Below are 12,627 nucleotides of genomic sequence, written 5' to 3' on the forward strand. Positions count from 1 at the left end.
ATAGAGGGCTATAAATGAGAAGTGGAATCATAAATTTGCAGAGAAAGAAGAAAATGCATATGAGAATCAAAAATATCAATTTGCAGAGAAAGAACAAATTTAGTTAAACAAAATTTCATTAAACAAAATTGCATTAAAGAAAAGTGCGTTAAACAAAATTGCATTAAATAAAAGTGCGTTAAACAAAATTGCATTAAATAAAAATACATTAAAAAAACATTAAGATGCATTGAACAAAAAGTAAAATGCATTTAAGAAACAGTAAGCAAGGAATATCTGGGAAAGCTCTGATTTCAGGATAAAGGCAGCAACAAGCTATTTTGATTTTTAATTAACTGGCTATTCGATTGAGATTGAGGAAGTCCGGAGAGGGCAGGAAAATGAGTGTTTACAGCAATGGCATTCTTTTATTCAGGTTCAGAGACGAACGACTGGAGGTGATGCTGGTCCACCCGGGCGGGCCAATCTGGGCAAAAAAAGATTATGACGTGTGGTCGATACCTAAAGGGCTGCCGGAAAAGAATGAAAGCCCTCTGGACACGGCAAAAAGAGAGTTTAGAGAAGAGACAGGTTTTGAGATTGATGGGGAGTTTATAGACATGGGAGAGATAAAACAGTCCGGCAGCAAGATAGTTCATGTGTGGGCTCTTGAAAAAGACCTGGATGTAACAGATGTCGTGAGTAATACTTTTACGCTCGAGTGGCCAAAAAATTCCGGGAAAATACGGAAATACCCCGAAGTCGATAAAGCAGGCTGGTTCGATATCGAGCTTGCCAGGAAAAAGATAAGAAAAGGGCAGGCGGGTTTTATTGACAGGCTTGTGGATATTTTACACTATTCTCAAAAGGGAGAGCGTTCAGGAAAGGAAAAAAGGTACAGGCAAACTACACTATTTTAAACAACGATAATTTTCCTTTGATTTCCCTGCTTTCCTTTGCTTTCCTTTGCTTAATTTTGCTTAACTTCGCTCGATTTCTTTTTATTTAGTTTTATTTCGCTCCATTTCGTTTTATTTCTCACTATTTCGTTTCATTTCTCACTATTTCGTTTCATTTCTCACTATTTAGTTTTAATTTGCTCTATGAGTTACTGTCCACATTATACTTTGAAAGTTCAAATCCTCTGGAATTCAATACTTATTTCTGTGGAACTTGTCCTCGAATATACATTGCCCAGTCTATCAACACGATCCCATACAACGTCATATGAATATCTGGCATAAGAGAATGGATAATTCAGCCAGAAAAGCAATTTCCTGAGATGCGATAGATCCCCATAGCCCTCTACCCACATGGATTCGCTCAAAAATCCCTTCCAAATATGGGATTTTTGCATCTGTTTCCACCGCCTGAACATATGGGCTATTATGAATAAGAAGCTACAGACGACTGCAAATTGCCTTTTTGTCATTTTTCACCCTCCACGACTAATAAACTTTATAAATTTATAAGCTTTCTACTTTTTATAATCGTAATAAACTTCATTAAATAATCTCAATCAGGACAAATTTTCCGGTATTTAGCCAGGTAAGGCTTCAAATCATCTTTTTTTGAGATTAAAATTACCTGCCGGAAAATTATCAATCTTTTTATAAAGATAAGGAAATCTTCTTTTTGATAATTTGATATGTTTAAATAAGTCTTCTTTCTCGTATAAATTTTTGCTTCAAAAAGGTCTATAAAGTTTTCGAGCGTTTTTTCAGCCGATTTCAAAACTATAAAAGTCGAAATTAATCCATTTACGGAGGGATTCATAAGTTTGAATCTCACTTCTCTCACTAATTTTATATGTATAGGGTATCTCGAATTTTTTGTATGCGAGTGTGGAGATAATGCATAACCGTTAATTTTAAAGAGTTGCCTGACCCAAAATAAAGTGTTTCTTTTCCAAAAGTTAGGTGGTCCCCTAATAATCAGTTGATATTTTCCAGATATTCATACATCCGTATCCTGCTCTCGCTTTCTGATTAATGCACACTTAATTTCCTGCTCAGGTAAGCTCAGAAAACAGGTCCAGATGAACAAAAATTATTCAACGATAAAATATCAACCAGCTAATGAGGTATAACCTAAAAACTATACCTATTTTTATTTTGACCTGAAACCAATGCCTTCCATTCTCTTTTCCAGAACATAGCTATTAAGAGTAACGGCTTATCATTTTACTTCGTATAATGCAGAGTACCTTAAAAAAGATAAAAATGTATTTTAAAGTAAAATAGGCACAGCAGGACTTCAGGTTTCTGGCTTCGCCGGACTGGAGGGAAATAAATTCGCGGTATGGAAAGGATTAAGCCTGATGTTTTCCATTTGCTTCAGAGTTGCTGAGATTACATCTGACCTCAAGCCCATTGGTATTCAAATTAATGCTCACGTTGCCAGAGCCTTTACCCAGTTTTCCCCGTTCCATTTTCTCCAGTGCATCATTATCATTGCACGGTTTAACAGAAGTTCTTCTCCCGGGTCAATGAAATCATTTCCATTCTTAAGCCCGTGTTCGAAAGCATATCTAAGGCGCCCGGAGTACCATTCCAGAAATTTTAAGGATGCTTCGAATTTCGATATTCTCAGATTATGCATAAAAAAAGCGATACAGATCTCTTGCAGCTGATCCTGTCTCGGCAGCCAGATATAGTTAATAGAATTATTTCCGGGATAGAGCAAAACCTCAACTTTTTCAAAAGCGGGATTATAAACAAAATCCCCGGACTGGAATACCCATTTTTTCTGAATTTCCTTCGCAAGTGAGCACATTCTTATATATTTCTTTGATGTATCCATTTAACCAACCTCAGAATATATTATGAGTATCAGGCTAAAAGGAGTAGCCGAGCTGTGTGAAAGTATTAACTTCAGATTGTTTATATAAAACTTCAGGTAACTATTCAGGGTATAGTTAACGGCGCTCTCTTGAGCGCCGCTATAATACCCTCCAAAACAGGTAATCCGTTCTTTCTAATTGTAGAGATGTAAGCTCTAATTCTGCAGAAAGCTTCCGCTCCTTGTATAGTTCTGAAAGTTCCTGATATTTTCTGCTGTAATTTCATCATCCTGATATCTCTTTCTGCTTGATTATTCTCAAACGGAACTTTCAAATCTGTCAGGAATCTCAGAATATTTTCTTTGTGTTCTATAAACCTATCTAGCAGATTCCTTGCTTTTGTTTTTGGATTTTTTCCACGTTTTCCTTTCTTTTCAGGATTTAGAGATTGTGGATTTTCTTCAATTCCTTTAATTATGATAGCATCGAACCTTTCTTCCAATGCTTTAATTTGCTCAAAATCCAGTTCTTTGACTTGATCCTTGCATTCGTCGGTATACTTTTTCATCTCAGTGAGCAATTCATTCATTTCTTTAGCCCACTGCTGTTTATAGTTCTCTTCAATTCCAGTAAGTTCTCTCTGTAAATGAGCATTACAGAGAGCATGATCACAGTCATAAACGTTGTAAGGTTTCCATCCGTCGTGAACTGCTACTCCCTTAAACTCCGGAAGAATACCCATAGCGTCTATTGCTTCTGCTCCTCTTTTTGAGTGAGGTAAATAACAGGTGTATTTCTCATTAGAAGCTACATGAAGCCAGTGTCTTTTTCCTTCAATCTTCATACCAGTTTCATCAAAATTGATTACAGGCGAGGCTAATAACTTCTCTCTAATAACGTTTTCAAATTCCTCTAAATTCTGGAAACATTCTCTTTCTGCTCTAATTATCGTAGCAGGACAGATTTTTATTCCCATTATGTCCTCAAAAAATTCGGAAATTCTTTCATAGGGGATAAAATGGTGATTTTTACAGTAAATAGCTGAAGCTAAAATATTTGGACCATACTGAACTGGATATTTAACTGATTCAGGAAAAACAGCTTTATTTATTTTTCCACAGTAAGGGCAGGTCTTTATCTGACTTTTGTGTTCTGTAACAATCAGATTTACAGGAGGAATATCAAAGACCTGTCTTTTCTCATAGGCTTCAACTTCAACATTCTCAAGAGTATGGCCACATTCTTTGCAGCAACTCAAAGAATGTTCTATTACCTACTCAGGATGATCAACCATTTCAAGAGTTGTTCCTGGATGACCATCTTGACCTCCAGGTTTTTTGCCACTCTTTTTACGGAGACTCTTGGGGTTAGGTTTCTCCTTGATAAAAAAATCAGTAGAAGGAGGGCGACTGCTGTTACGACTGTTTTGGTTTAAACGAGATTCTAATACCTTTACACGTTCTTCGAGTTCAGCAATACGAATAGATTGTTCTTCTATGATAGTCTCAAGCCTCTGGATTACAGAAATTACAGCTTCAGGACCAGCGTCATAAATGATAAGAATCTCTTCACGTGTAAGCATAATAACGAAAGGAAATAGGATTCAATTTATATGCAATTTTTCCTCGAAAAGAGGAAAAATTGTAGCCTTTCAAAGGCTCTACCTGAATAGTTACAACTTCAGGTGATTTGTATAAAACCTCAGGTGATTTGTATAAAACTTCAGATGGTTTATATAAAAGGTGTTGTTTTTCAAAGTAATCAATAAATTTGCGCCTGACCTGTCAGAGCACCATCAAAGGCTTTTCAGGAGAAAATCATCAATCATGAGAATAAAAGTTTGTGGTATTAAAAGGGTCGAAGATGCTGTTATGGCTGCATACTGTGGAGCTGATGCCATTGGACTGGTAGTGGGACGGAAGCATAATTCAGACGATTTTATCGACAAACATTTAGCCCAAAAAATTGTGAGAGAATGCCCGCCTTATATTTCACCGGTTCTGGTTACGGAACTGGATGACGCTGAAGAAATCTCTGGTCTGGTGCATGAAACAGGTGTTACTTCTGTCCAGTTGCATTCTGATTGTACGGTTGATAGTATCATATCACTGCGAAAAACCTTCCCTAATATAAAAATAATCAAAAACTTTCACGTCATCGGGCCAGGGGTTATTCATGCTATGAAACCCTTCGAATCTGTGGTAGATGCTTTCATCCTGGACACTCTTGATTTAGCCAATGATAAAGTGGGTTCAACAGGTTTAGTCCATGATTGGAGTATTAGCAGAAAAATTGTTAAAGAGGTGTCACGACCAGTTATCCTGGCAGGAGGTCTGACTCCGGAAAATGTTGGAGAAGCTATACGGGTTGTAAATCCATATGGTGTAGACGCCAGTTCCGGGCTTAAAGACTCCAATGGCTTTAAAGATGAAATGAAAGTGATTAATTTCGTACATCGTGCAAAAAATGATTTTTTCAAGGTAAGAAATTTATCTTTAGAAAATTAAACCCGGGCTTTAGAAGAAAAATTAATCTTTGGAAGAAAAACTAACCTTTAAAAGAAAAACCAGGCCGTAAGAAGAAAATTCAGAGTTTTTAGCTGTTAACTTTTGCCTGTTTTTCCGGCATCATTGGTGGAATTATTAATCAGATTATTAGTGCGATTTAAGGTTATTAGTGCGATTTAAGGTTATTAGTGCGATTTACATAATTTCTAGCCTTTTCCAGTGTCTTGACATGTGCTACTCAACATTACAGGTATCATGATGTATATTATCACATTTTCTTTTAGTATTGGTTATGATGTCAGGCGGTGTTTCCATGCATACCATACGATTAGTGCCGAAGCTACGGCTGCTGAGAGTGTCATTAGTGCTCCGCCCCAGTATGCAGACTGTGCAGCCTCAATTACGCTGGTAAACCACAGGACAGCAAAGACCGCGCCCACGATGATATTTAACCAGCAGTTCAGCGAATTTTTCAGGTTAAGGGATAGAAAAGACATCACCATTGGAACCAGCATTATGATTGCAAAAAATAATATCATACCAGGGTTTATTTTTTGACCTTCTGCCATTCCTTCCATTAATTGTGCTATAACGCCCGGTTCCATAAGCACTATTATCTGATGAGCCAGAAAGGCAATTGATGCAAAAAGCCAGAGCACTGAAATCTTTATCCTCCAATCTTCCAAAACTTCTGCCTCCTTAGAGATCTCTTAAAGTAACTTTATCTTTTACTATTTTTTCCCTATCATAACTCTTCTACTTTCCTCACGCAATTTTTATTTTATTTGAAATTTAAATTACTTATTATGTCATACTGGATACATGGGAAATTGTAACAAAGAACGTTCAAATCAGATAAAAGGTTGTTATTTCAGTCGAATACCCTGTAGCTTGCAGCGGGGTACGCCAGCGTAACTCTGATTGTAGATTGTTATTGAAAACACGAGGATGTGACAGAGACGCTGCAATCAAAAAATTTAACGTTTCAAAGGTAATTGTACCTTTACTTATGTATACTCTAAATTGAAAGGCGATTATTGATGGAAAAGAGATACTTGAGGTATTCTGATGGTCGATATGAAGCAGACATTGATATCACTGTAGAAGAATGGAAATCAATGCTTCAGAATCCAAAAATTTTTGGACCTAAATATTTGGATATGATTTTGAAATGGTACTACGAAATTGATCATCGAGCTACAAGTCAAGCAATAATGGCAAAGTATCCATCTGAGTTGAAAGGTACTCCATACAATGGATACGTCATTGGTTTAACTAACAGAATTATCAAGTATCTTAATCGATTTGAAGTAATCGGAACTCAAGGTAATGAATCAAAATTCATTGTACCATTTGAAGGGTGGTATGAAGACTATAAAGAGGGTAACCATTTTGTTTGGAAGGTAAGAGATGAATTAGTCCAGGCAATAGAAGAGCTTGGTCTAGTAGATGAAAAAAAGTTTCCATCTGAAGAAGAAGAGCTTAAAAGTTATTCTATAGAAAACCGGAAAGATGGTAAAATTATAATGCGTTATACTACTCAATATGAACGAAATCCAATAAATAGACGTAATGCTATTAGAATACATGGAACTGTATGCCAGGGATGTGGATTTGATTTTGAAAAGGTATATGGTGAAATAGGGAAAGATTACATTGAAGTTCATCATATAAAACCGCTTTATGAAGGGGGAGGTTCCGTTCCAATAAATGCTGAAACAGATTTAATCTGTGTTTGTGCTAATTGTCATCGTATGATTCACAGAAGAAAGGATAAAGTCCTATCTCTAAAAGAATTACAAAAATTACTGTTAGCAAACAAAAATTGATTGTATTTTGCTGAGTGTTTGTATTTCCAGTTCTCAAGAATGCATAGTGTACAGGTTATCCCAGTCCTTCAAGAGTTAGATTCAAAAAAAATAAATCCGGAATGACATTCAATGAAATAACTGGGTATCCGTGACATGTTTTGTTTTATGAGGGAACTTCTTTTCGAAATTCTCAAGTTCTTCCTCAGTGACCTCAAAAGAACCTGATGCGAAAAATTTTCCGGATACCTGTTTCAGGCTTCCGCTGTAGAGTTCCAGTGCCATGAAAGCATCGAAGTTTTCACCGGAAGATGTCTGAATATTATATTCTCTGGTATTTCTGAAACCGAACCTGTTATAATATTCCGGGTTGCCAAAAATGAATATTGCTTTATATCCCAGTTGCCTTGCTTTTTCAATAGTGTTGTTCATCAGTAAAGAGCCAATACCTTTTTTCTGATATGAAGGCAGTACTCCGAGAGGGCCCATGCACAGGACTTCGAATTCCTTGTTCTCGTCATTGATCACTTTTGCCCTCGAATAGATTATATTGCCCACGATCATGTCGCCATCACATGCAACATAGTCCAGTTCCTTTACAAAATCAGGTGATTTTCTCATATTGTGGGCGATAAGGTGTTCGACACACCCTGGTTGATACAGATCCCAGAATGCTTCTCTTATCATATGTTCCACATTTTTAAAATCGTTCTCTTCTTCCGGGCGGATTGAAATGTTCATTATGATCTTCCTCTTTTTCAAAACAAGAACGTGAATATTTTTAAAATATTTTTCTGCTTTGTTTTTTGTCTGTTTTCTACTTTATTTTTTGCCTTTATGCTTCCGGTCGCAAAATAAGGTCTTCCCTTATGGGCGAAAAATGAGAAAGAATAACAGAAAGAATAACAGAAAGAATAACAGAAAAATATATACTGAACATTCACAAACTTTGGAACATGAATTTCGGATTTTTAGTTTTTCCGGGTCTCGAAGAACTGGATCTTACAGGACCCTGGGAAATAATATCTCTCTGGAGCAAATTTGGCCAGGGGCCTGAAAAGTGCCTGATGGTTGCCGAAAATCCCGGACCCGTGGTCTGTAACAAGGGAATGTCAATAAATCCTCACGCCACATTTGCAGATTGCCCTCCACTTGATTTTCTCCTTGTTCCGGGCGGTGAAGGCACGCGCAAAGAGGTGGATAACCCATCTCTTATTCAATTCGTTGCCTCGCAGGCTAAGAACTGCAAAGCCGTGCTTTCCGTCTGCACAGGCACATTTATCCTCTACCGCGCCGGCTTGCTCACAAACAAACGGGCTACCACGCACTGGGCTTCACTCCCCAGATTACGAGAACTGGATGACGTGGAGGTGGTTGAGGAACGTATTGTAAGGGACGGAAATATCTGGACCTCTGCAGGCATTTCTGCTGGCATTGATATGGCGCTCGAATTTGTCGAATACATGACGGATGAAAAAACGGCAGGCAGAATTCAGCTCGGTGCCGAATACTACCCTTCCGGCAGGTCATATGCTATGATGCATAAAATTCCGCAGGCTCCTGAGTATTTGAGGAAAAGGGACTGAACAGCCCTTATCCTGCCAAGACTTTCAGAAACCTTTCAAAGCCTTACTGCCACGTCACTTGAAGCGGCTTCCTGCGGGGGATTCCATAAGCTTTATACTGCGGGTTGCCAAACATCATTGCGTAAGCAAATTTTCTTCCTGCAGGCAAATTGAGCTCTTTCTGCAGAGGTTCATAGAACATGGAAGCAGCTCCAACAAACCCCGCCCAGCAGGTCCCGATACCGAATGCAGGCGCGGCAATATCGAAATGCGTGAGTGCGATAATGGCATCAATGGATGCAATCGGACTTTCTTCGGGAATATGGGCGAAAAGCAGATGCGGGGCATCCCGGCAAATGACATCATATCCCTGTTCCCATGCCGAAATGAGCGCAGGTACGTAGCCGCTCATGGGATGTGGTGTGTTCAGCAGGGTTTTCATCCATTCAATAGTAAGCCCGGCTACTTTTTTCACTTTCTCAGGATCATGGACAACAATCCACTCCACAGGCTGGCCGTTGGTTCCGGACGCTGCGTAGCGGGCTATACCCAGGACTTCAAGAATTTTCTCCTTTGGCACGGGTTCCCTGGTAAAATGCCGGATAGACCTGCGTTTCTTGAGATAGAAGGCTATATCCTCAGGAGGGATGTCGCCAGCACCTTCAGGCAGGGGGGCTTTTTCATCAGGGCAGAGGTTAAGGACAAGAGCCTGGGAGGGGCAGAAGGCCTCGCAGTGCCCGCAATACATGCAACGCAAAATGTTTTCTTCCGGCACGTGTGGAAGATGAGACTCATCAGCCGGATTGATGATATGTGAGGGGCATACGTTTACGCAAATGCCGCACTTTGTGCAGAGTTCCTGATCAACAATAATATGAGCCATTGTATCAAATCCTGTAAGGAAAATTCTGTTAATGGGAGATATAATAACTAGCTAGCATTTATTTCTTTATTTCTCTGTCTGTGAAGCCTGAGTCATGCGACCATTGCATGGGCACAGAATAACAGGCTGTATACTTCTCTATTGCAGTATCTATCAAGTTTTACAGCAGATTTTCATCTGCCCATTTATCAAATACCTTCAATTGCTCTTCAGTATGGAAGTAATGTTCCCCGTGTTCCAGGACCTTAACCTTTGATTGATACCTGTCTGCAAATGTTGAAATCTCGTCCAATTCTGTCAGTTTATCGTCAGAACCATACAGAATAGCAGTTGGTACTTTCCATTCAAAACGAATCGGGTTTTCTCTCACGTAGCAATAATAGTTCCATTCCAGCACCTGCCCATTCGGTAGTTGGATTTCATGCTCTGCTTTCAGTCTTTCTTCACTTACCTGAAAACTTTCCATCATCTTGCTTATGATGCGTTCCATATTGACTATAGGCGAGAGAAAAAAACTCTGCTTTATGTTCAGGTCGTGATAGGCAAGAAGACTGAAATAGGCTCCCATGCTGCACGCAAACAGGTGAATGTTAGATGCAAGTGACTTTGCATATTCGTAAATAGCAGCCAGATCACTTACGCAATTTTCTGGAATACAGGCATATTCCTGATCCACACGCTCACCGTGCATGGGCAGGTCAAAGCTCAGTGCTTGGTAACCTTTCTCAACGGCTTTCTGTGCCATCATGGAAATTACGGTATCCTCTTTACTGGAAAGGTTGCCATGGACTTCAATTAACAGCTTTTCACTCTGTTTTCCCCACAGGATGGCAGGAATACGAATTTTATTATTTAATATATAAAAATGTCTTTTATCCATTAGCTCACTTATTCATGAGCAAAGGATATATTTTATTCGAATTCTTTCAATTACATTTTCGATTACATTCTCAATTACACTTTCTATTATATTTCTGGTCTTTAAGCAGGGTCTCGAAGAACCTGCAAATCCCCCAAGCTATGAAGCGATTCCGGTCAGCAATAGATGGTCAGCGATAGATTCCGATCAGTAATAATATGAGCCTTTATCTGTAAAGTTTCATTGATTTTTCTGTCCGGGCAAAAATTAAATAGACTTCAGCATTAGAACTCTTAATAAAGGGACAAGAACATGGATGCCGAAGAAATCAGGGCTATCTTCAGATTTTCAGCCATGGAAAAAAATATGATTTACAGTTTTGGAATCCAGGGAGACCTCTTTCTTCCTTTTCTGCTTTCACTGAAATCCGGGGGCTCATGGAGTTATGCTACCGAAGAAACAAAAAGCATAGCAGTAAAAGATGTGATCACCTATTATGATGAGGAAAGCAAAACCGGCTATACCCTGGAAAAGATATACTTTTTTATCGACCCCGAAGTCGTGGCTAAAGAAGGAGTAGTCCGAAGGCTCGAAAAATGCGGGACAAAAGAAGAGCGGGAACTGGTTGAAAGACCTTACATAATAGCCCTGCGGGCGAAAAGGATCATATTTGCAGAAGTAAACCCGGGAAGCAGGAAGATAACTGTCAGGGAGCTGGAGAAAAAATGCATACAACTGAAAGGTACGCCGGCATACAGTGCAGCTCACGAGCTGGAGCATCTTAAGAAAGGAGAAGTTGAAGGGATTCCTCTCTGGAGCTTTGAATACGTTAAAGACCAGTAAAGACCTCTGGAACAAAAATAAGCATTATCATCGTGTTTGCAGCGGTCCAGTGGTAATGAAGAGCCCAACAAATAATTTGCAAACAGGTAAAACAATATATCGGATTAACAAATGTTATTCGCTATTATATTAACAAATGTTATTCGCTATTATATTAACAAATGTTATTCGCTATTATATTAACAAATGTTATTCGCTATTAACAGTCTTCCGGCTTGCCTGTATTCTATAAGTTCTTATTCCTAATCCGATTAGTAAGTAAAGAATTGAAGTAATAATCCCAATGATTGGTGAAATAAGAATTTCTTTTCCTGCTGCAATGCTGATAAAACCTGATATAACTAAAGGATTTATTAGCGAATCCTCTACCATATGTAATACAACCCCCGGCCAGATCGATTTTGTTACCCTGTAAAGCTCAATAAACATCACCGACCAGAGTATCATTGTTATAATCATAATAATGATAGTTATAGCTCGGCTGACAGGTAACACTGCTTGAATATCAGTTTCGGGTAAAAAGACCAAAAAATATGGAAGATGCCAGATTCCCCAAACACTGCCAACAGTGAGATAGATCTTCCAATCATTAAAGTTTAATTTGACGAGCTTTGGAGTTAGATAACTAAACAAGGGGGTCCCATCAAAAATATTTTTAATAAAATTAAATAACAGGGTACTGGAAAACACCAGAATAAAAGGTCTGAGGTCGAGGGTTGATAAGTCAATCCAATCTGTTATAACTCCGATTATCAGAACAATTGATGTTACAACAGGAAAAACCAGAGCTGCAATAAAATACCACTTTATGTTTCTTTTGAAATTTGGCTTAAAACCAAGATCATTCCAGTTGCCCTTTGAAAAAATAGTCATTGTAATTGCAGCCAGCATAGGTGTTACCAACCATATTCCCATACCAGGAGAATCACCTTTGGGCTGCTCGGTAAGGACAGAGTCTACAAGAACACCTATCCACCCGCTGAGAATAACAACAACAATAAACACAACAACATTACGAATAATTTTGTTATCCATATAACTCCCCACATAGCAAATATTTATAATTTTCATTAAGAAAAATTTGACAAGTTATACCTAATTATGCTATTCTTGTATAACTTAATTGTCCATGATTGTTAAATTCAGGTGCCTATAAATAAAATTTCCGGCTTTTGATTGCATTAAGTAATTTCATTCGATACACTGCTAGCTTACTGCAGAGATGGAAAACTTCCCCATTAGTAATAAGGCTCTTGAGAGAACAATTAGTACCCGTACAACCATATCAGGCCTACCACGCCACTTTTGTCCCTCTCGACTAAGGAGAAATACCTTTCCTAAAAAACCAGAGAGAAGAAGTGAGAACAAAACAGTAAGTAAAAGCCATTGAAAAAACTGTGA

12 protein-coding genes and 1 pseudogene are annotated in these 12,627 nt (G+C 38.4%); 5 read left to right on the plus strand and 8 right to left on the minus strand.

All coding sequences use genetic code 11. The features are described 5' to 3' along the window. Window positions 1-380 precede the first annotated feature (380 nt). Window positions 381-899, plus strand: a complete 519-nt coding sequence (locus MSMAS_RS07275) for an NUDIX domain-containing protein (RefSeq protein WP_048037507.1) — start codon at window positions 381-383, stop codon at window positions 897-899. Window positions 900-1,114: 215 nt separating this feature from the next. Here MSMAS_RS07275 and MSMAS_RS07280 read toward each other — a convergent pair whose 3' ends face one another. From MSMAS_RS07280 to MSMAS_RS07295, 3 genes and pseudogenes are all read right to left on the minus strand, one after another. Further along, window positions 1,115-1,411 carry a hypothetical protein gene (locus tag MSMAS_RS07280; RefSeq protein ID WP_048037512.1) on the minus strand — a complete coding sequence of 99 codons (297 nt, stop codon included), beginning with the start codon at window positions 1,409-1,411 and terminating at the stop codon, window positions 1,115-1,117. Window positions 1,412-2,370: 959 nt separating this feature from the next. Continuing rightward, window positions 2,371-2,781, minus strand: a complete 411-nt coding sequence (locus MSMAS_RS07290; RefSeq protein ID WP_015413219.1) for a hypothetical protein — start codon at window positions 2,779-2,781, stop codon at window positions 2,371-2,373. Between the two features lie 104 nt (window positions 2,782-2,885). Further along, window positions 2,886-4,343: pseudogene (locus tag MSMAS_RS07295) on the minus strand (IS66-like element ISMma15 family transposase). Between the two features lie 244 nt (window positions 4,344-4,587). Here MSMAS_RS07295 and MSMAS_RS07305 point away from each other — a divergent pair. Next, window positions 4,588-5,268, plus strand: a complete 681-nt coding sequence (locus tag MSMAS_RS07305) for a phosphoribosylanthranilate isomerase (protein WP_048037515.1) — start codon at window positions 4,588-4,590, stop codon at window positions 5,266-5,268. Window positions 5,269-5,558: 290 nt separating this feature from the next. On the opposite strand, the gene MSMAS_RS07310 is transcribed toward MSMAS_RS07305, so the two are convergent. Then, complete coding sequence (locus tag MSMAS_RS07310; protein ID WP_226987650.1) at window positions 5,559-5,954, minus strand: DUF6326 family protein; 396 nt, start codon at window positions 5,952-5,954, stop codon at window positions 5,559-5,561. Window positions 5,955-6,308: 354 nt separating this feature from the next. On the opposite strand from MSMAS_RS07310, the gene MSMAS_RS07315 reads away from it, so the two are divergent. Next, window positions 6,309-7,097, plus strand: a complete 789-nt coding sequence (locus MSMAS_RS07315) for an HNH endonuclease (RefSeq protein WP_048038405.1) — start codon at window positions 6,309-6,311, stop codon at window positions 7,095-7,097. Window positions 7,098-7,205: 108 nt separating this feature from the next. Here the strand turns inward: MSMAS_RS07315 and MSMAS_RS07320 are convergent, their stop codons facing one another. Then, window positions 7,206-7,817, minus strand: a complete 612-nt coding sequence (locus MSMAS_RS07320; protein WP_048037519.1) for a GNAT family N-acetyltransferase — start codon at window positions 7,815-7,817, stop codon at window positions 7,206-7,208. 215 nt (window positions 7,818-8,032) lie between these two features. On the opposite strand from MSMAS_RS07320, the gene MSMAS_RS07330 reads away from it, so the two are divergent. Then, a complete protein-coding gene (locus MSMAS_RS07330) occupies window positions 8,033-8,662 on the plus strand; it encodes a DJ-1/PfpI family protein (RefSeq protein WP_011035199.1) in 630 nt (209 codons plus the stop codon). Window positions 8,663-8,705: 43 nt separating this feature from the next. On the opposite strand, the gene MSMAS_RS07335 is transcribed toward MSMAS_RS07330, so the two are convergent. Continuing rightward, window positions 8,706-9,524, minus strand: a complete 819-nt coding sequence (locus MSMAS_RS07335) for a nitroreductase family protein (RefSeq protein WP_011035198.1) — start codon at window positions 9,522-9,524, stop codon at window positions 8,706-8,708. Between the two features lie 160 nt (window positions 9,525-9,684). Further along, entirely contained in the window at window positions 9,685-10,404 is a 720-nt protein-coding gene (locus MSMAS_RS07340; protein WP_011035197.1) for an alpha/beta hydrolase, read from the minus strand. 291 nt (window positions 10,405-10,695) lie between these two features. On the opposite strand from MSMAS_RS07340, the gene MSMAS_RS07345 reads away from it, so the two are divergent. Beyond that, window positions 10,696-11,226 (plus strand): putative ATP-dependent zinc protease, encoded by a 531-nt coding sequence (locus tag MSMAS_RS07345; protein ID WP_011035196.1) that lies wholly within the window; start codon window positions 10,696-10,698, stop codon window positions 11,224-11,226. Between the two features lie 189 nt (window positions 11,227-11,415). On the opposite strand, the gene MSMAS_RS07350 is transcribed toward MSMAS_RS07345, so the two are convergent. Continuing rightward, window positions 11,416-12,261, minus strand: a complete 846-nt coding sequence (locus MSMAS_RS07350; RefSeq protein WP_048040614.1) for a CPBP family glutamic-type intramembrane protease — start codon at window positions 12,259-12,261, stop codon at window positions 11,416-11,418. Window positions 12,262-12,627: the final 366 nt, after the last annotated feature.

The sequence above is a fragment of the Methanosarcina mazei S-6 genome (assembly GCF_000970205.1).
Classification (GTDB): domain Archaea; phylum Halobacteriota; class Methanosarcinia; order Methanosarcinales; family Methanosarcinaceae; genus Methanosarcina; species Methanosarcina mazei.